The following is a 19,046-nucleotide window of genomic DNA, read 5'->3' on the forward strand; positions in this document are numbered from 1 at the left end:
TGAGGGCTGTGACCTGCTAACTCGGATTTTTTATCGATACCTACAAACGTATCCTCTTGTTCCTTAGCCTAGCTTAGGTCACAAATAAAAAAATTGTTGTAAATGCGGGAAGCGCAAGACGTTAAAATGACAGTTGCAAGTATTTAATAATTGGTTCGATACGTCTTCAGCAGCTAAGAAAGTCATCGGATGACTTTGGTCGCCGAGCTACTCAGGGGCCGTAATGATGTTCTTTGATTTTTGTTTTTTCATAACTCGTTTATAGTTATGAGTCTAATGGCTGACAGCTTTAATTAATACATGTGGGCCTACATACCGTGGCTAAATTAAAGTTTCTGAGGCTTTACACAACACGGATTTACAGCAGGCCCACATCTACCATATAGAGTATGCGAATATAAGCATATAAGTGGAGATGTGGGTGTTTATTCTGCTGCCTTGCGTTGCGTCCTCAGAAATATAGCCGCAAGACTCTTGATTTAAACACCAAATTTTCAATCACAAAAACAGTATAAATCAAATTATTATTAGAAAATACTTGTTTTCAATCACAATAATACAAAATAAAAACACAAATATAAAATTATATATCATATTAATTGTGATATATATCAATAATATTATGATAATCGACTGATTACTAGACGAATACGCCCATCTTTGCCTTAAAACCAATAATACAATGGCTAAGAAACGAAATACTTCAAAATCAGAAAAAAGAGTGAATCCACACGCTTTGCAGAATGCACTAAGAAATCTTAAGTCTCGTTTTGCTACGGATGATATAAAATCTATGAAAGAAGTATCAGGAGCGTATGCAACAGGAATGCCATTTGCACTTGATATGAGTTATGATACAATGATAAAGAGATTTCATAATCCTGAGCAACTAACATTAAATGATATCCTAATAACATCCGACATTACAGAAACAGAAGTTGAGATAATAATAAAAGTCGCAATTGCTGAAGCTAGAAAAAGCCATATTAAAAGAGATATTTCACATCTGTTGCCAAAAAATGAAGACTAGTCAACTAGTTATTAAGACTTAATTAAATGAAAAATTAGAAATTCACAAAGGTCATCAAATTCCAATATCCATATGAAACTAAACCTGAAATTTATGAATGGATGCTGAGACAGAGGAAGACGAATTAATTTAATTATTATATCTTATAGGATTTGCTTTTCAACAAAAGTCTATCTATCTTAGAAGAAGCTATTATTAAAAAAGACATCCAGCCTATAAATTTTAAAAAGCTTTTTCATCGGATGAGCTCATTCAAAATTAATTTCGCTATATAAACTATCTACTATTTAAGAATTTATGCCTAAAATTTTAATTACGGGAAACGGTTTCGATTTGAGTTTTGGTTTACCAACAGGATATTCTGATTTTATAAAAATCTGTAAGAAATTGAAGGAAAGTTCCAAATTTGATTGGAATGATCTTCGAGAAGATATTTCTATCTTGCGAATTTCAGATAGTGTCCCAAGGTCATCTTTTCAGGATTTTGAAAGTTTCCAAAAACGGTTACAAGGCAGTACGTGGTTTAACTATCTATCTAGAATATTCACAATTAATACGTGGATCGATTTCGAAAAATATATAGAAAAAGCATTATCAATTATTCAATCAAGTCTTAGTGAAATTAAAACTGAAACGTTTCAAAAAAACGGGAGATATTTTAAATCAGATATTATCTACTATAAAGAAAATTTCCATAAAGAAAACTATGAAATCTATCTGACCCTATTAGACTTTAAAATCTTCCTAAATAATAGTTTTATGGTTCCTCAATTAAATCCTATTTTTTTGAGATCAATCGATGAATTCCATGTTGATTTTGAGAATGATATTTTGTTTTCATCTATTTTAAATGATTTAAATACTTTCAGAAATATATTTCAGGAATATTTAAGAGAAATAGTAATACCATTATATGATTTATTAAAATCAGACGATAGGAGAATATTATTGCAAAAGATAACTCACCATTTTACTTTTAATTATACCCCAACTTTTTCTAAATTAGTATCAAACAAGCCAAGTACCTGTTTCCTTCATGGTGAATTAGAAGCTAACAACATTGTCTTAGGTATAAATGAATGGGAAAATATCTCCATTGATGGCCCTAATTTGATTCCATTTACGAAATACTTCCAGAAATTAAATTTTGGCATTGATCTTAAATTTATTAATGAAATAGAGGGAAGAGATAAATTATATCAATTCTTTTTTTGGGGGCATTCATTAGATAAATCTGATGCAATTTATATAAATGAAGTTTTCGATCGAATTGAAGCACTTGAAAAAAAACACTCAAAAGGCAAAATTATCATAGTTTATCATAGTGATTCTTCTCGATTTAGTATTATAAAAAATCTTATCGAAATTAGGGGAAGTACAGATATAATGAAGAAACAACGCAGTGGAGAATTGGTATTTTTACAAAGTAGCTCTGAAGAGCTAAAAAAGGAATTAAAATTAAATATTCCTGTCAGAAGTATAGAAAATATTCGCATTTATTAAAAAAAAATAAGTATGGAAAACTTTAACATTGGAGATGAAATCTACCACAAGTCAAACCCATCCGTAAAATGGGTGATTGAGCAAATTGATGGCAATGAGATACGATGCTCTACCCTATTAAATGACAGTTTAAAACAAGTAAAAGAAACATTTCTAAAATCCTCAATTGAAAAATGCGGAGATGGTTCCATGTTTATAACAAGTGGTCCGAGAAGAAATCATCAATGGTAGTCGTCACGGAGGCAATTTAAACTTCTACAATTTTATATTTTTATTAAATTAAACCTCCATTTAGAGTATCCTATAAAATACGTTACAGAAATGCTTTCTGCAATGATTTATTATTATTACCTATATAGATTTTATAATTTTTTTATTTTGTATTTGACAAAAAGTCTATCTATATTAGATTTCACATATTATCAAGAACAAATTGCGACCTTATTTTCTTACAGAAAACATTGTAACATTATTTTTATGAAACTTTTTAAACTCAGTCATTAAGTTTAACAGAACAACCATTATCGTACTTCGTAATTTGTCTACCAAAATTTATTAATTTTCCGATATTTTAAAGAGCAACAATTGCAAAAAAAATTAACAGTTAATTATGGAAAAAAGATCTATATTAAAATATATCAGTTTAGACGACCTCAAACTTGATGTTAATAACCCTCGTTTTGGAGAACTATATAACGGAAGTAAAAAAGAAGAAGATCTCATTGAATATTTACTGTATGATGAAGCTGCAGAAGAAATTGCTCAAGCCATTGTTAAAAAAAATGAGTTCTATGAGGACAAAGCATTATGGGTAATAAAAGACTCTGAAGGAAAATACATTGTTCGAGATGGTAATCGACGTTGTGCAGCAGTAAAAGCACTTCAAATGCCTGGAAAATTCCAGCTCAATCAACCAAAAACTATTTTTAAAGAGCTTCCTGTTTACGAATATATAAACGAGAATGAATTAAAAGCACGTATAAGTGAAGAACATTCTGCATCTCTATTTAGAAGTTGGGAACGTATCGCAAAAGCGTTACAAATACTAGATCTCGCCGACAGTGGCAAGCAAGAGGAAATGAATAGCTTAGATTCTCGACCTGGTGATTTTATTAAACTAGGTTCCTTTTACAAAGAAGCTGTGAAATATGGGGGTGATACTTTTCGAGTTCAATTAAGGCGAGGAAGAGGGAAAACAGGAGGGAAAACAATTATTTATGAGCGGCTTTTTAGGGATTCAAAATTATGTGGATATAGATTCAGGAACTCTCCTAGTTATAATATTGAGATCACAAACAAAAATTTGTTTGAAAAATATATTAAAGCATTGGTAAAGTATATTGAAACATTTCCAACCTTGAAAACATCCGATATCGATAATAATAAAGACTTTATTAAATTACTTAAACCGTATGGATTCGATGCATATCCGGCACCTATTATACAACCAATAGTTCAGCCAACCATTCAACCTTCAACTGTTCAAAATGGTAATAATGCAAATAGTCCAAACACTGTAGTTGATAATAACGAGGCAGGTCAAAATAACAATTCTAGCCAAATTAAAAGCGGTAGTGCATCTACCAATAATACAAATAGTACTTCACCATCCAACAACCAAACACCTGCGACTACTGCTCCAGCAAAGAGAGTTTCTATTAAGAAATATCCCCAAATTAAAAGAAAACAACTACCTCCTGGATTAAAAGCCAGAATCGATGAATATTTTGATTTGGATAGTACTTCATTTCCTAATGCAAAAATTGCGATGGCTAGAGTGTTATATGAATGCATTTTAAAATATGTTGTAGAAAATACTAAATCAAAAAACATTTTATTAAAAAATAGCGGACATTTTGGATCGGCATATTCCAGAAAACCGTATACAAACTTTGAGGAGATGAACAAAAAGTTCATTGATCTCATCACAAATCCTGGGACTTCACAAGCTTTTACAAGTTTTGAATTTGAGAAAATGCACACAGTAATCCATAATTATAGGGTAGCGGGAACGACTCTTTCAGCTGATCAACTAAAGAACAATTTAATAGAATTAATAGAATTTATGTTACAAGATACTGCCGATTTATTATCTTCGCTCGACACATCAAAAATAAAATAGAATGTTTTACTCACCATTAAGATACCCAGGAGGAAAAAATAGGCTCTCAGCTTTCCTTGCTAAAATTTGTATGGACAATAACATTCACCGTCATTATGTAGAACCATATGCCGGCGGAGCATCTGTAGCATTATTCTTACTACTTGAAGGATATGTTGAAAAAATAACAATCAATGATAAAGACAGATCAATCTATGCATTTTGGCACTCTGTAAAATATCAAAGCGAAGATCTCTGCAACCTAATTGACAATACCAATATTTCAATTGAAAACTGGCATATCCAAAAAAAAATTCAAAAGGAAAAAGAAAAGGAAAATATTGATTTATTAACATTAGGTTTTTCCACATTATTTTTAAACAGAACAAACAGATCAGGAATTATTAAAGGTGGCGTGATTGGGGGGGTAAATCAAAATGGAAATTATAAAATCGATTGTAGATTTAATAAAGACGAAATTAAACAGAGAATTAGAAAAATAGCTAAATTTTCCGAATATATTGATTTATATAATTCTGATGCTATTGATTTAATTGATCAAATCCAAGAGCAGTCTTGTATAGATAATGGTACAATATTTTATTTCGATCCCCCATATTATTTAAAAGCGGATCAGCTCTATATGAATCACTATTTAGATGAACATCACAAGGAAGTTAGTGAGAAAATAAAGAATATAAAAAATGTACATTGGCTGGTATCATACGATGACAATGAAAATATAGAAAAACTATACATGAATTTTCCTACAAAAAAATATAGTTTTAACCATTCTGCTGGTACTGCAAAGGCCGGTAAAGAGATTCTTTTTTTTAGTGAGGGTATACAGCAGCCACAAATTGACAACTATAATCCAATTAATTTTAGAATTACAGTGAAACAAAATAAAAAGGAGATAATTTACACCTAATATCTTATCTTTTTCACTATTCCAAAATATAAATTTATTGTCCCTTAACAAGCTCTGAATTCCGCTATCAAAGGAGGGAGAGCAATAAGCTCTCCTCTCTCCATCCAAATCAACTAACTAATAGAGTTTCATCGTCATCTTTTTTTGTTATCAAATAATTGGATAAAACAATTTTCCAATTTTCTAAATTATGATGAATAACTCTTTTCAAAAAGGCAGGATGCAACTTCGCATTCGATTTGTCCAAAACAAAATTCTTGTCATATTTAGATAGATCAAAAATATAAGTTGCATTTCCACTTCTTAGATTTTCTAAAAGAACTATATTATCAGAAGCAAATTCAAAATGAAAATATTCATTAAATCCTCCTTCTCCATCATAAATATCCGTTACGTTATAATCTTTTAAAACAGAAAATCTATAACTATTCCCTGAGTTATCTTTAGTACGATTACCTCCGAAAAACTCTTGTTGAATCTGCTCAAGCTTATTTGAGATTCCACCAACCCCTTTCGCTAATATCTTTCTATCAAAAGTAGCAGTTACCTTTAGAACAGGCTCTAAGTTTAAATTATAAATTTGGAAATATCCTCCAAGAGCCGAAGCTATATTCATTGCAGCTTTGGCTCTCAACAATACCATCTCATCGTTAGAATTAAATATCATTTTAGGAAAATGTAGAATTACTTCATCTTGTGGCGAGCGTCCTTTATAAAGTATAAGCCCAAATTTATGGAGCAACTCCTTTTCCCATACTTCAAATACTCTGTCATATTCAATCAAACGACCATCTTTCCTTGTGTATTTAATGTGCTTGTTTACAGTTTGCTTATTTTCAGGTTGTTTTCTTACAAATTTCCCAAATATGTTTTCTTTGAGATACCCCTTCTTACCCCTTACGAGTAAATCATCGATATTGCCCTTAACCAATTCACCTAGATCTCTATAGTGGATCGCTTCTGTCGTCAATGATTTGGTTCCAAAACCAATTATAAAACTTTCTCCTTCACTTAACAATCCTTCCAAGTGGGGAAGTGCGTTAATTACTCTGCCCATTGTCCTTCTCCCTTTCTTTCAAATGTAAATTTCCCCTCAGATGCTCTCGAATTCGTAAGTTGTCTTACAGGTGAATTACAATCGATAACTCCTCCCGAAATAGAGCCATGATGTTTGAATTCTATTGAAGCATAAATATTATAATCTTTTATAGAACTTGTCTTTAAATAGTATTTTGGCTCCCTTGGATCCAAGAATACCTTAAATTTTTGCTTTAACATATGGAAACAAAATTCCAATCGTAATACGCAAAGCATTTACGCTATTTAAAAAAAAACAAAAAAAAATACAATTATTAGCTGGAGGATGTTTTAAATGTGTTTCAAGCAATTAGAAACAGTGTCTCATATTGAAACTACGCAAGTGTAATGCGTATCTAAAAAAGAATAATAACGGAAATCTATTGTCCATTTATGTTAAATACCTTGTTACGTATTTCTTCGGTTATGGATAATCTACTTTTCAGCCTTCGTTACATAACGTTGCAGATAGGCCTTAAAATTAGGGTTACTAGTATAGAGATAAACACCATTGATAGCTCTAAATATCATAGTCTTGTAAATATTTTTCACATAAAAATCCAAGGTACTATCATCGGTACTATTTTTACCATTTGCATCCTGGTATTTATCACGAATAATAAAAATCCTATCTTGAACGGGATCATAATCGATCTCCTCTCCAAACACGATAGCAATGTAATTAAGATCGGCCCCAAAAACCGTATGGATACTTCCAACTTCATCAATCGCATTTTTAGAATTGATCCAGTCCTTTCCTGTTGAATTCCATCGCAAATTGACGTCCTCAATCTCCATATCATATAGAAGTCTATTTTTCTTAGCTTTGGTTTTATATTTCCAGCTAAAGCCAGCGACTAAACGGGCTAACCCATCTTTTTTATTTTTCTCCTGAATCTGATTTCTCATCTCAACAAAACTGTCAAAAAGCTTGAACTCAAATTCATCAGATTCAAAAGTCTCTCCCTCTGCCAACTCTAGAGCAAAAAGCCTGTTTACAAAATCAGTAAATAGATTCCCTCCTTTAGAGCGGATTTGAGTGTGTAGTTGAAAGTTACTATACTGATTAGATTTCTCCAATGCTTCAAACCGCACATCTGCTATATCTGATGGACGGATAGATTGGTTTCTATCGTAAAAGAAAACCTGACGGTCAGATTGATTTATAACCCAATCCAATTCTGTTCCTTTAAATTTTTCTAATCCCAGACGCGCATTGCTCTTGTCAAAATCACCATAGCCGGATAAATTTTTACGCTGCCTTAAGCGATGAGCTTCATCAACCAGTACAATTCTATATTTCCGCTTAGAGATATCGGTTGGCGAAATAACCATCTTTGGTTCCAACTGATCTATATGCCTAAAAACGGTGCGGATAGTCCCTCGCAAGGAAGTCATTGAAATAACGATAGCTATCTCGTCTTTCAATTTATCTTCGTTGCTTTCATCTATTCCATTTTGTAGACGAAACTGTTTCAGCAGACTATATACCTGTTCAGAGAATTCATCCTCCATCTCGAATTGTTCGAAATATCGAATGGGGGTCGTCAAAAGCTTAATAACATAAGTCGCAATCACCGTCTTACCTGTCCCGGCATTTCCCTGGATGAGTATGCCCTTTTTATCTGATGTCAGACTTTCAAGTATCGCTATGACCGCAGCTTGTTGGTCTCTATTTAAGCTCTTATAGGGAGAATACTTGAAGATATTGCTGTTGATGATCTCTTCAAAAGATGTCTTTGCAATCTTAAGCTCTTCAAGCTTGGCCCAAATAGCGGGAAATAACTCTTCGTAAGCTTTCTTACCGTAATAAGAATGCCCAGAGTTGTGTAAATTTATATTGAGTAGTTTTAACGGTTTAACAGCGGAAAAAAGATTAATCAAAAAAGACTCCAGATGTAGGGTAACAGACTTATTAAAAAAGTTTGAATGGATAACATGTCTATTTAACAACAGCTTCTTAACCTCATTACCATTATGATTTGCAAAACGATTCAGAACATTGACAGTCTCCCCGATATAAATAGATTTTTTATCATTGAGAATATAAACCAGTGCACTGTTGTAGAAATCAAGGTCACTATCATTCAAATTGTTGAATTTACCGCTTCTATCGACTTTCAATATCTCGATATCCTCTAACTTAATTGGATTCATAAATAATGATCTAATGCTACAATTCGTTGTATTTTTTTGCGGTTCCCTTGGCTTTTTCGACTGGGTATTTTTCGTTATTGAGTTTCATCTTGTCCTCAACGATCTGCCTGACATCAAGTCCATGCTTATCGGCCAACAATAGCGCATACATCAGTACATCGGCGAGCTCGTTCTTCAACTTATCAGGATTGGCATCTTCATTGCCTTTCCACAGGAAAAGCTCGAGGAGCTCCGAAGCTTCAATGCTCAATGCGACTGCAAGATCTTTGGAATTGTGAAACTGCTCCCAATCTCTTGCATCCCTGAATGCTCTGATCTGTGCTATTAACTGCTGAATATCCGACATTGTAAAATCTTTTAACTAAAAACTGGCCTTTGTCCAAATATCCGAAATATTGTTTAGGAATAAAAGGGCGATTATTTAAGGTTATTGCCAAAGGTAAAAAGAAATAGTTCTATTTGATCCTCTTTAACTTGCATTTGTGTTGCAAGTTCATGTATCCTTTGGATATAATTTAAGTAGTAGCGATAACCGTTTTCTATCGAAATCCTATTAAAGCTATTAAACTCTTCAAATTTTTGGCTTTTGAAAATACGGATAATTCTTTCGTCCAAAATTAGTGCGGAACCTGCTCCAAACAATGATACTCCTAGAAAATATAAAAGTTTTGAATAGGTTGACAAACCCAAACTTTTAATTTTCCTAAGCTCTTTGTGAGCCTCTTCAAATGCTTCAGGGGAACATGGGTTTTCAATCTTCCTTAAAATAGTACATATCGACTCCATCTGACCTTTGTATATGTTAAAGAAATGATTCCCTCTCATACCAGACGAATATCCCCATAAAATTGTCTTAAGAACGACTAGATCAATTTCAGTTGTTTCTTTAATATCACGTCTACTTAAGGTTATAACTGGATTATCTCCGAACAATTTTATAAAATCGTGATCCTCCAATTGTTTTACCCAATTGCTTGCCTTCACATCGAAGGCTTGTTCATCAACAGGCAAGTTGGCTATCAGATCACAATAACTAAAAATAGATTTACGCTGCATAATAATATTATCGGTTAAATTAGAATTTGAAATACGGTTATTTATTACAAAAACAGGCTATATGGTCTCAATATAACCAAAAAAATAATTGTTCATAGCGCTAATTCCAGTGATTCTCTTGAATTAGCACTATATGAAATGATTACGAATTACATTTTTCTTGTTATGCTTCTACACAAAAATCTTCCATTATTTACTGATTTAATCAATGTAACAGCAAATCTACTCAACATACAATCCAGCTACATTGAAAGAGATTATTGGCAAGTCTTCGCACTACATACAATCCAACAAGACCCTTTAGCTGACAATATCATATTAAAAGGTGGAACGGCCTTAACAAAATGTTTCCAGCTCATTAAAAGAATTCCTGACGACATCGATTTTGTGATTGCGAGGAAGGAAGGAGAAACAGACAGTAGATTAAAATCTAAATTAAAAAGAATAGGTAACATCATTTCTAAGGAGATTCCTGAAATTCCAATAGAAGGCTTAACAAGAAAAATGGGAATGAATCGTAAAACTGCCCATTCTTATTTTAAATTTAATGATGACGACTATTGCCCAGAAAATAATCTTGTCATTATCGATTATAGCTGGTTAGGCGAATTCAAGCCATATAGCAGTTGTTCATTAAATTCCTTTATTGGCGACACGCTAGCTGAGCTTGGCCAAAATATTATAATTGATCAATTTAAGCTATTTCCATTTAAGATGAATGTACTAGATCCGTTTAGAACATTCTGTGAAAAAATCATGAGTCTCGTTCGCTTCTCCTATTCGGAAGATCCAATATATGATCTAAGCAAAAAGGTCAAACATACTTATGACCTCTATCAATTATTACAATATGAGAGATTTCAGCTTTTTCTTCAATCTGAGGAGTTTTTTAAAATGATGATTAATGTAGCCTATAGAGATGCGAAAAGTTTGAGAAATAACAATCATTGGCTCAAATACCACCCTGTGGAAAGTGTATTTTTCAATAAGTTGAACGAAAACTGGAGTTCCCATCTTAGCCAAGTTTACAATACTAAATTTAGTACTACTGTCTATGAATCGCTTCCTCCTGATGTTCAGATTTTAGAGACACTATTTTTAATCAAAAACAGATTGAAGGAAATGTGCTGGGATATATTAATTCTTAAATAGTGATTTAACAATCGAAAAAAGCTAAAGCTATATTATAACATATAGCTTTAGCAATTATCTTATTTTCTCAGTGTATATACTGTCTCACCTCCATGTCAACAGGTACTAGAGGTTGATCAATATATGTTGTTTGCACGACAGCTAGCCAGACACTTGATTCAGTATAAGATAGGGGTGCAATTCCAGAAAAGAAGTAAAGAGTAAACTCCACATAAGGTTTTTAAGGGTTCGTTGGGCGAGGTGGAATTGGTGTGCTAGTTTCCCCGCCATCTCCATCATCAGTCTCTGAATAAACGGTGATGTTATCGGATGCTGAATGTGTTTTGGCGGGCTGACCAATACCGAATAATAAGTATAATATTAAACTCCACATAAAATAAAAAATTAAGATTTGAAATATTGTTCTTTTAAACTCTACACAAACATAACATTCATCAAACAATTAATCAGCACAAAACATGGCTAAGTTATCGGTAAAGTGCGACAACCGAAAAGTCTAAATATGGCAATATGGCATGGGATAAAACACAAAAAGCCACATCTCACGACGTGGCCTTAAATAAACATATGATTCACTAGTGATCTGCCGAGATCGCTACAAGGCAGATCACTAGTTAGTTAGATACTATTTATACGAATTGATTGATTTGGAGACTTTCCATTCACTCCCCACACGCTCCAACGTAACTAAGTCTGTTTTGGTGAAACTCTCAAATTTCAAGGTCACTTTAGCCACCATATAGTCTGCTGACTCCTCGATGATATCAGTGCTTACTGCACAGTTCAAACGCTCACCTTTTTGTTTTTTCAGAGATTTAACCACCGCTTCACGGCTATGAGATTGTGCATTGGAAGATTGGATCTTTTGGTTGAAATCAGCAGCGAACAATTGCTCTACGCCTGCTGATTCGCCTTCGGTTGTGACCGCAACATAATGCTCAAGGGCGAAGTCTGCTGTAGAAAGATTAATGGTTGCTTTTGCTGATTTGGAACCTGGTCCTTCAGCCGCCATAGCGAAAGTGGATACTGCGATTAAGGCTGCTGCTGCGAATGTTTTTACTAGAGTTTTCATAATGTCTTTATTTTATTGTGTTAGTTATATTGTTCTTATTTGTTGACTCAAAACTACGACACAATATGCCCCTGACCTATGGGCTTTAGACTAACGGACAGGAAAACTCGGTGAACGGTGGGAATGCGGAGGTGAAGCGAGTTGCATTTCAGAATAATTTTGCCCATATTCAACTTATATTAAACGACAATGTCAGGCAGCCTAATTTCTAAAACAGTAAAAATCCTCTCCTTTATACTGATGATTGCATATACTAACTCAGTTTATAGCCAAAACATCTTACGGTATACGAGAGACAAAGATTTCACAATTGAAACACTTCCAAATGTCCCAGTAGCAAAAATGGAGACGGAAACGGTCTTTTACACATCGAATGGGGCAGAAAAAATAAAAACCACCTATATTTTTAACAAGCACAACCGAGTTGTATCCGAATCCAGACACAATGAGACTAGAGAACAAACGTTTTTTTTCGAAAACAAATATCTAAACGATACAGTACTCATGGAAAGAAGAATGGAAGTTAAGCATCCGCTCCTCCCTCTAAAAGTAGAAACCATATATTATACCAGAGATAGCAAAGGGAATATAACAAAGCAAATGACCCTAAATAATCTTGGGGAATGTACCTGGAAGATAGACATTGCATACAACGAACAGGGAGATCCTATTCATTATATGGAAAATGATGGCAAGTTTGGTTTTACAAAAGCCGAATATGATTACGCAAATGATTTAGTAATAAGCACGCAGTATGATCAACAAGGAACCGCGGTTAAAACAGAAAAAGGATATATCAGCAAAAACGGAAAAATAATTGATGATAATGTCTATGATACATACGGTAACTTTCTATCTTCATCTAAAGTGTTCTATGAATATAAATATGACAAATACGGTAATTGGATATCAGCAACACGGTTTCAAAAAAAAGGTAAAGAAAAAAAATCATTGGAAAAGAGAAAAATAACATATTCCAAAATTTAACAAAACTATTTCACACCAACTATTGTTCTTACAATACAAAACGGCTACAAGCTACCTTTCGAAAGAAAGGTTCAACATAAAAGTTGGCGTCGTACAGTGAAAATCCAATTGTCTTTAAAAACATTGGATGACGAAACACAAAAGAGGAAACGATAGGAAACATAAAAATTACTGTACAATTAAACGCTAAGAGAAAGGGTCTGATGAGAATCAGGCCCTTTTGACTTAATTGTTTACTAATCGTACCCTCCTTCAATCAGATCGCTTATGTTATTTGGATGATTATCTACTTTAGGAAGTCTTCTTTTTAGAATCCATCTTTCATTCCTCACCCCTCTACAAATTCCAAGATGTCTCCCGGCTGGCATTCTAGTACGAGAAAAACGACCGGGTGACGCTGGATCTCTTTCAAACTCGTCTACTGGCCCCCCTAAGTACCAAAGACGCAGATCAATGGCTACTCAGCGCACTTGAAGATCTACATCCGACAACGGCTACATCCATGACATGGAAGATCGTTGGGGGACCGGGCAGGCCCGAGATCAAGAAGAACGTAAATGGACTACCTGCAAAAGCAGTCTATATTGCGCCAGCATCAATCCTTGTCTCAAGTACCGTCACAGTGCAGGTAGAAGTCACTGCCAAAGGCTGTCTTCCCGACCCCAAATACCCCGGCGGCAGGCGGCCGATAGGTAAGATGATTTTTTTGACGTCGATCCAGCTAACGGCAGACGCTTACTTCAAGGGCACCGTCGGCGGGCAGTCTTTTGAGAGCAGCAAAATGGGTGTGCAGGTGAGAGGCGTATCACTGTTGCTGGAGGGGGTCGATAGAGCAATGTTTTGCGCTTATACCAGCGCAACTTAAATCAAAGCATTTAAAATGCCATTTCAACATTTTAAACGCTTTGATTTACACGTGTTACAGCTTTTAGCTAACTATCATGGATTATACAAAGGGGAATACTGGCAATCAGATCCTTTATCTACCTTATATGAGAAAAGCAACAGGTATCTATAGTCTTCTTTTGTATCAGTAGTTTTATTTATTGAACATTCTTACTAATTTATGCCGTCTCTTATTTGTAATGGAAAATCCAAAGGAGAAGTACTATCTTCCATCTCGACAAACGGTAATAACAAATTTGTTGTGGTGTAAGCTGCTTCTTCGTACTGCGTCGTTTGCGCTGCAATATTAAAATCCAAACTGTTATTTCTAAGTAGAACCACCTCTCCCCCTATTGCAGAACATAATAGCAGCTTGGCATTCTGTGATCTTGTTAATGAGTTACAAAGTGAATTGCAGCATTTTATAGACTCAATAATTTTCCCAGTTCCCTGTTCAATATAATTTATAAGGCCATTATAATAAGGGACGATCAGTTTGGATGACGATATTAAAAAATCATTATTATAAGTTATACCCCTGGTATTACCCCAGGGTTCAGGGATATTTAAACCTTCGTCGTCTGTAAATTCGTTAACAGAATCCAGTGAAGGGAACTTATTTACCTGGTAACTAAAAGGTGGAAATCCGCCCGTTGTGACAATTTCATCGCCATTCTCAGAAAAACTACAGGCGCTTGGAGCAAATAATGTGGCAATATATTTCCGGTAAAGCTTTACCGAGTTATCTTTTATTTCGAAAAAACGGATACTTCCGGTATCTTCTGAATCTGTTGTCTGTGCTGCAATTATTTGCTCACTCGGATGAACTACTATGTTCTTTGTATAGACCTCGGATAAAGCATCGGTATTATCCAGTCTGAGTAGGGAATTGAGATCATAAAATTCAATTTTGCATGAGCCAGCGTTTGCCGCAATCAAAAGGTTTTTTGAGGCAATAACCCTAATACAGGAGTAGCCTCTTAAATGTGGGGCCAAATTGTTTTGCAACACATCTCCGCATGTTCGTGAAACAGTTTTCGTATTAATATTCCATTCAATATTCCTTGTCCCGTTTAGGGCAAACCAAACATAGTTCTTCGTAGAAAAACAGGCATCTAGTATAGTAAAATCAAATTGGTGGTAGTAAGATAGAATTAATTGATCATCTACAATGTCAATAATTGCAAATTCAGAAGAGTTATCAAATAACACAAGGGCTGTACTTCCACTTTCGTTAATTATAGATTTTGAGATTTTACGCTTTAGATCTATTTTATTTACTATCTGCATTTGCAATTATTTTTTAAGCGCTTTTAAATTTTGTAAAATAGGCCAGATTCCCGCTGGTTACTTTGCAAATTTCGGATCGAATATTCCGATGCGTTCCAATATAATATTTGATTAAATGGGGCATCAGAAAGTTGTATCAAAAAAACCAATGTAGGTAAGATCATTGAATTTCTTATCAGGCTCGTTTACTTTCAAATTGGTGTCTGTATAGAAAAAAAAGGCATTCGCTTCTGTAATTCCAGTTGCAATACATGCTTCTTTGACAATTCCGGTGAGCTAATGTCTTCCATTTCCGCCAATAATTCGCCAATTTCCAGTGGTTCTTCGCCGGCATAATAAATGGAAAGAAAATCTTCATTGAAACTGTGCTCCTTTTTTAAATCTTTACTAAACTGGCTTAGCTCTACTTCGGAAGGATTTTTTTCTTTGCCAGTCGAACCGAAAAGAAAAGCCGCTGACTGATCAAAATATATGTCAAACTCTCTTCGTTTTTTTCTCGTAAACCCAACCCATATATGGGCTTTTGATATTCTAGACATAGACCTTTTTATTTGTTTAGTTTATTCATTTTGGTATAAACTATTCATTATAAAAATAATAAACGTTATTCCAGCGTTTGGGAATCCAGTTATCCTTAACCATAACAGTATCCTCAGTTATATAAAACTTCATGGTAACCGGCCTCGAAGTATCTATTTTATGATAATCCGATGCCTGCAGATCAATGACCCTACCGGAGGAATCTGTTCCGGATATATCAAAAGAGATATGCTTGTCAGTGAGCACATCGAATAGTTCCTCCACTTTGATAAGCTCATCGCCAGAATTGGAAGCCATCGTAATTTTATTCCATAAGATATCTATTTTCTCCATGTCAGATCTGGATGAGCTGCACGACAGCAGACATGTTATAATGAAAAACAAAAAAAATATCTTTTTCCTCTGGCGCATGATATTTTTTATTATAAATATATGACTTTCAATGTATTTGTACAAATTATTAATTTTGAATTTGTGCGCCAACTGCATTTTGCTACAAAAAAATAAAAGAATGGAAAGGAGCTAAAACAGAAAAAGCCACATCCGTAGACATGGCTTCACAACTTATATATTTGTAAGGGATGGCTCTTATTTATAGGAATTGATTGATTTAGACACTTTCCAGTTATTACCTTCACGTACCAAAGTCACAAGGTCTACTTTGTTGAAATTTTCAAATTTTAGTGTCACTTTTGCTACCATATAGTCGGCTGATTCTTCTAAGATGTCTGTGCTTACTTCACAGTTCAACTTCTCTCCTTTTTGCTTTTTCAAAGATTTAACCACTGCTTCACGGCCATGAGATTGTGCATTGGAAGATTGGATCTTTTGGTTGAAATCTTCGGCAAATAATTGCTCTACGCCTGCCGACTCGCCTTCGGTAGTGACCGCAACATAATGCTCCAATGCAAAGTCTGCAGTAGAAAGATTTACGTTTGCTTTTGCTGATTTGGAACCTGGTCCGTTAGCGGCCATTGCGAATGTGGATACTGCGATTAATACTGCTGATGCGAATGTTTTTACTAGCGTTTTCATAATGTCTTTATTTTATTGTGTTAGTTTTTTTATTTGTTCTTATTTGTTGACTCAAAACTACGACACAATACGCCTCAGGCCTATGGGCTTTAGACCAACGATCAGGAAAACTCGGTGAATGGCGGGAATAAAGGGGCGAAGGACAATATGGGAATGATCTTAAAATAAAGTAAAAAAATAGGGGCTGGTAAATCTACCAGCCCCTATTTTTTATTAAAGTACTGTATAACCTACATTATAAGAATTATTGCTGGCGTTGATCTGAATGGTCTGAAATGACAGCAGTCGATCAGCCTTGCCAAAGTTGTCTATTGATGGTGCTACAAATGTAGATAGTATTAGCTTTACAAAATCGCCGTCCGGCACAGCTGTAAGAACCGCCGTATCCTCATTGAAATGGGCTTTAGTTGTTGCACCACTAAAATTTGAATTTATCGGCTTCCCGGCATCTATATTAAGTACACTACGCAATTTAAACTTATAGTATACGTCGTCAATCGCTCCAGAGCTCATCCCTTCTGATGCAGGCATAATCAAAAAATCCACAATCACTAATGTCGCACCGATCGTTATCATTCCAGAAGTTTTGGCTAATAACATAATATTAATCGTTCCATTCGAAGTCCTGTCTTCCTGTCTAGTCATCAAACTCTTAATTCGAGCAACATTTATTCGGGCGATCACATGACCTTCTGAAGAGAGGGAGGTTGAGCTCAATAACTCCTGTCTTTTTCGCTGAAATGAAACACGACTTTGGGTTGGACTTACAACCGTTCGGGACCTAGAATACATATCAGCAGTGATTGAGTTCCCTTCATAAAATTTAATCCGGGATTGTGGCTCAACGAGTGAATAGGAATTGGAGTTATTGTTACGGATACTCACATTGCCTAAATATTCAGCATCTGTCGTAAAATTACCATCAAACTTGATATCGGAAAACTCGACATCAACCTTCTGATCTTCGTGCGCTTGAAAGTTGTTGCTATCGATAGCTAAACCCATGTAATTTGTTTCTGTGCCGAATTTAAAGTACAAATGGGCTTTGTAGGTTTTAATCTCAGCATTATAATTACCTTCGAAATAATTTCCGGAGATTTTGCCGCCAGCTATCGGTCCAGAGTATAAAAAAACTCCACCACTTTCAAATAGGTTATCTACAATCCTAGCAACATTTACTGTAGGTTTTCCGTCGATATTTTTAAACCAGATTCCCGAAATACAGCCTTCGCACATGTTATCTTTAAAGGTAAAGTTAAAGCATCGATCAGCATCAACGATCCGTTCAACCTGTTCAAATATATTACCTGTAATCGTAACAGATTGTAAATACCCTTTTGGATAAGCATCTGTGTTATTGGGTCTCTTTTCTTTATAAGATTTGATAACATGCTTAATCCTAAAAAAAGAGCACTTGGTTATAAAAACATTATAGATCCGATCCCCATCTACGAACGTACCGGATAAAGGTGTCCCATCTATTACGTTTCCAATATCCGCAGCTGCATTTCTTACAACTAAATTATCGATAAAAACCTTGCCTGTGTACAAATTGTCTGTTGAACCGGGATTTAATAATGAAGATTGAGAAGTTATCCAACCATCATTGACATTATTGGTCAAATGCACCGATCCCCCTTTACCTATAATCCGATGTGAAGGATAGCGTTGTATTGTTGCATCTGGTAGCCCCAAATAGGAATCTGCAAGTAATTGGCAGCTTATTTCAACGCTTCTGTAGCCCGAATTAAAAATTTGCTGTATAAATGGGGTCGCATCGGTATCTAATCCTGCTTTTGCACCAAAGTAAAGTGGGTTAACAGCTTCTAAAAACCTATGTTCTAATTTGATTCCCCCAGTTGCAATAATACTGCCGCCATTGTCTGAACCATTCGTTGTCGAAAGAAAATATTCGATTGGAGCAGGTGTGTCGCCTGCCTGATAATAGCCTAAGAGCTGTACGCCTGAATAAGTTCCATTTGTTAATGCTGTGACTTCAGCTGCAGATAACGTCTGCATATCTGTCATTCTGTTTTTAATAAGAAATTGATTTGCCATAATGTTGTATTTTTTTATCTTACACAAACTTAGGCTTCACAAGGAGGCTAATTAAGGGGAAGAAGCAGGATGTTATCGGTAGAGCGAAATAACCGAAAAGTCTGTATATGAACTTCTCAAAACACAAAAAAGCCACATCTCACGGCATATAGGGGTAAGCATCTATTTGTAC

Annotated in this window: 18 protein-coding genes; 8 read left to right on the forward strand and 10 right to left on the reverse strand. The window is 34.7% G+C overall.

Annotation, left to right across the window (positions count from 1 at the left end):
• Positions 1-682 precede the first annotated feature (682 nt).
• The 5 genes from ACK8HY_RS09520 (at position 683) to ACK8HY_RS09540 (ending at position 5,565) form a co-directional block, all read left to right on the forward strand.
• Positions 683-1,030, forward strand: coding sequence for a hypothetical protein (locus ACK8HY_RS09520; protein ID WP_416133475.1), 348 nt, complete (start codon positions 683-685; stop codon positions 1,028-1,030).
• Between the two features lie 297 nt (positions 1,031-1,327).
• Positions 1,328-2,533, forward strand: coding sequence for an AbiH family protein (locus tag ACK8HY_RS09525; RefSeq protein ID WP_416133476.1), 1,206 nt, complete (start codon positions 1,328-1,330; stop codon positions 2,531-2,533).
• A 12-nt stretch (positions 2,534-2,545) separates the two neighbouring features.
• Positions 2,546-2,764 (forward strand): hypothetical protein, encoded by a 219-nt coding sequence (locus ACK8HY_RS09530; protein WP_416133477.1) that lies wholly within the window; start codon positions 2,546-2,548, stop codon positions 2,762-2,764.
• Between the two features lie 379 nt (positions 2,765-3,143).
• Complete coding sequence (locus ACK8HY_RS09535; RefSeq protein WP_416133478.1) at positions 3,144-4,655, forward strand: hypothetical protein; 1,512 nt, start codon at positions 3,144-3,146, stop codon at positions 4,653-4,655.
• A 1-nt stretch (position 4,656) separates the two neighbouring features.
• Positions 4,657-5,565, forward strand: coding sequence for a DNA adenine methylase (locus ACK8HY_RS09540; RefSeq protein ID WP_416133479.1), 909 nt, complete (start codon positions 4,657-4,659; stop codon positions 5,563-5,565).
• Between the two features lie 109 nt (positions 5,566-5,674).
• On the opposite strand, the gene ACK8HY_RS09545 is transcribed toward ACK8HY_RS09540, so the two are convergent.
• The 4 genes from ACK8HY_RS09545 to ACK8HY_RS09560 all read right to left on the reverse strand — a co-directional run bounded on the left by ACK8HY_RS09545 (position 5,675) and on the right by ACK8HY_RS09560 (position 9,855).
• Complete coding sequence (locus tag ACK8HY_RS09545; protein WP_416133480.1) at positions 5,675-6,622, reverse strand: hypothetical protein; 948 nt, start codon at positions 6,620-6,622, stop codon at positions 5,675-5,677.
• Between the two features lie 455 nt (positions 6,623-7,077).
• Positions 7,078-8,799, reverse strand: coding sequence for a DNA/RNA helicase domain-containing protein (locus tag ACK8HY_RS09550; protein ID WP_416133481.1), 1,722 nt, complete (start codon positions 8,797-8,799; stop codon positions 7,078-7,080).
• A 16-nt stretch (positions 8,800-8,815) separates the two neighbouring features.
• Entirely contained in the window at positions 8,816-9,145 is a 330-nt protein-coding gene (locus ACK8HY_RS09555) for a nucleotide pyrophosphohydrolase (protein WP_416133482.1), read from the reverse strand.
• Positions 9,146-9,216: 71 nt separating this feature from the next.
• On the reverse strand, positions 9,217-9,855 hold the full coding sequence (locus ACK8HY_RS09560; RefSeq protein ID WP_416133483.1) for a hypothetical protein: 639 nt from the start codon (positions 9,853-9,855) through the stop codon (positions 9,217-9,219).
• Between the two features lie 138 nt (positions 9,856-9,993).
• Between ACK8HY_RS09560 and ACK8HY_RS09565 the strand changes: the two genes are divergently transcribed.
• On the forward strand, positions 9,994-11,007 hold the full coding sequence (locus tag ACK8HY_RS09565; protein ID WP_416133484.1) for a nucleotidyl transferase AbiEii/AbiGii toxin family protein: 1,014 nt from the start codon (positions 9,994-9,996) through the stop codon (positions 11,005-11,007).
• A 625-nt stretch (positions 11,008-11,632) separates the two neighbouring features.
• Here the strand turns inward: ACK8HY_RS09565 and ACK8HY_RS09570 are convergent.
• The gene (locus ACK8HY_RS09570) at positions 11,633-12,079 is read right to left on the reverse strand and encodes a nuclear transport factor 2 family protein (RefSeq protein ID WP_416133485.1); all 447 of its coding nucleotides are present in this window, start codon (positions 12,077-12,079) and stop codon (positions 11,633-11,635) included.
• Positions 12,080-12,583: 504 nt separating this feature from the next.
• Between ACK8HY_RS09570 and ACK8HY_RS09575 the strand changes: the two genes are divergently transcribed.
• Together ACK8HY_RS09575 and ACK8HY_RS09580 are read left to right on the forward strand one after the other, a co-directional pair.
• The gene (locus ACK8HY_RS09575; RefSeq protein WP_416133486.1) at positions 12,584-13,066 is read left to right on the forward strand and encodes a hypothetical protein; all 483 of its coding nucleotides are present in this window, start codon (positions 12,584-12,586) and stop codon (positions 13,064-13,066) included.
• 502 nt (positions 13,067-13,568) lie between these two features.
• The gene (locus tag ACK8HY_RS09580) at positions 13,569-13,931 is read left to right on the forward strand and encodes a hypothetical protein (RefSeq protein ID WP_139351244.1); all 363 of its coding nucleotides are present in this window, start codon (positions 13,569-13,571) and stop codon (positions 13,929-13,931) included.
• 194 nt (positions 13,932-14,125) lie between these two features.
• Here ACK8HY_RS09580 and ACK8HY_RS09585 read toward each other — a convergent pair whose 3' ends face one another.
• The 5 genes from ACK8HY_RS09585 to ACK8HY_RS09605 form a co-directional block, all read right to left on the reverse strand.
• Positions 14,126-15,241 carry a hypothetical protein gene (locus tag ACK8HY_RS09585; RefSeq protein WP_416133487.1) on the reverse strand — a complete coding sequence of 372 codons (1,116 nt, stop codon included), beginning with the start codon at positions 15,239-15,241 and terminating at the stop codon, positions 14,126-14,128.
• Between the two features lie 191 nt (positions 15,242-15,432).
• Complete coding sequence (locus tag ACK8HY_RS09590) at positions 15,433-15,780, reverse strand: immunity 22 family protein (protein ID WP_077438514.1); 348 nt, start codon at positions 15,778-15,780, stop codon at positions 15,433-15,435.
• Between the two features lie 40 nt (positions 15,781-15,820).
• Positions 15,821-16,114, reverse strand: coding sequence for a hypothetical protein (locus tag ACK8HY_RS09595; protein ID WP_139351243.1), 294 nt, complete (start codon positions 16,112-16,114; stop codon positions 15,821-15,823).
• Positions 16,115-16,369: 255 nt separating this feature from the next.
• Positions 16,370-16,816, reverse strand: a complete 447-nt coding sequence (locus ACK8HY_RS09600) for a nuclear transport factor 2 family protein (RefSeq protein ID WP_077438512.1) — start codon at positions 16,814-16,816, stop codon at positions 16,370-16,372.
• A 213-nt stretch (positions 16,817-17,029) separates the two neighbouring features.
• Entirely contained in the window at positions 17,030-18,874 is a 1,845-nt protein-coding gene (locus tag ACK8HY_RS09605) for a hypothetical protein (RefSeq protein WP_077438511.1), read from the reverse strand.
• Positions 18,875-19,046: the final 172 nt, after the last annotated feature.

It is taken from the genome of Sphingobacterium sp. NGMCC 1.201703, from assembly GCF_047784615.1.
Lineage (GTDB): Bacteria > Bacteroidota > Bacteroidia > Sphingobacteriales > Sphingobacteriaceae > Sphingobacterium.

Bases quoted from the DNA above. Each gene is read 5' to 3' on its own strand.
- ACK8HY_RS09520 (WP_416133475.1), top strand. From the start codon at position 683: ATGGCTAAGAAACGAAATACTTCAAAATCAGAAAAAAGAGTGAATCCA.
- ACK8HY_RS09525 (WP_416133476.1), top strand. From the start codon at position 1,328: ATGCCTAAAATTTTAATTACGGGAAACGGTTTCGATTTGAGTTTTGGT.
- ACK8HY_RS09530 (WP_416133477.1), top strand. From the start codon at position 2,546: ATGGAAAACTTTAACATTGGAGATGAAATCTACCACAAGTCAAACCCA.
- ACK8HY_RS09535 (WP_416133478.1), top strand. From the start codon at position 3,144: ATGGAAAAAAGATCTATATTAAAATATATCAGTTTAGACGACCTCAAA.
- ACK8HY_RS09540 (WP_416133479.1), top strand. From the start codon at position 4,657: ATGTTTTACTCACCATTAAGATACCCAGGAGGAAAAAATAGGCTCTCA.
- ACK8HY_RS09545 (WP_416133480.1), bottom strand. From the start codon at position 6,622: ATGGGCAGAGTAATTAACGCACTTCCCCACTTGGAAGGATTGTTAAGT.
- ACK8HY_RS09550 (WP_416133481.1), bottom strand. From the start codon at position 8,799: ATGAATCCAATTAAGTTAGAGGATATCGAGATATTGAAAGTCGATAGA.
- ACK8HY_RS09555 (WP_416133482.1), bottom strand. From the start codon at position 9,145: ATGTCGGATATTCAGCAGTTAATAGCACAGATCAGAGCATTCAGGGAT.
- ACK8HY_RS09560 (WP_416133483.1), bottom strand. From the start codon at position 9,855: ATGCAGCGTAAATCTATTTTTAGTTATTGTGATCTGATAGCCAACTTG.
- ACK8HY_RS09565 (WP_416133484.1), top strand. From the start codon at position 9,994: ATGATTACGAATTACATTTTTCTTGTTATGCTTCTACACAAAAATCTT.
- ACK8HY_RS09570 (WP_416133485.1), bottom strand. From the start codon at position 12,079: ATGAAAACTCTAGTAAAAACATTCGCAGCAGCAGCCTTAATCGCAGTA.
- ACK8HY_RS09575 (WP_416133486.1), top strand. From the start codon at position 12,584: ATGGAAAGAAGAATGGAAGTTAAGCATCCGCTCCTCCCTCTAAAAGTA.
- ACK8HY_RS09580 (WP_139351244.1), top strand. From the start codon at position 13,569: ATGACATGGAAGATCGTTGGGGGACCGGGCAGGCCCGAGATCAAGAAG.
- ACK8HY_RS09585 (WP_416133487.1), bottom strand. From the start codon at position 15,241: ATGCAGATAGTAAATAAAATAGATCTAAAGCGTAAAATCTCAAAATCT.
- ACK8HY_RS09590 (WP_077438514.1), bottom strand. From the start codon at position 15,780: ATGTCTAGAATATCAAAAGCCCATATATGGGTTGGGTTTACGAGAAAA.
- ACK8HY_RS09595 (WP_139351243.1), bottom strand. From the start codon at position 16,114: ATGGAGAAAATAGATATCTTATGGAATAAAATTACGATGGCTTCCAAT.
- ACK8HY_RS09600 (WP_077438512.1), bottom strand. From the start codon at position 16,816: ATGAAAACGCTAGTAAAAACATTCGCATCAGCAGTATTAATCGCAGTA.
- ACK8HY_RS09605 (WP_077438511.1), bottom strand. From the start codon at position 18,874: ATGGCAAATCAATTTCTTATTAAAAACAGAATGACAGATATGCAGACG.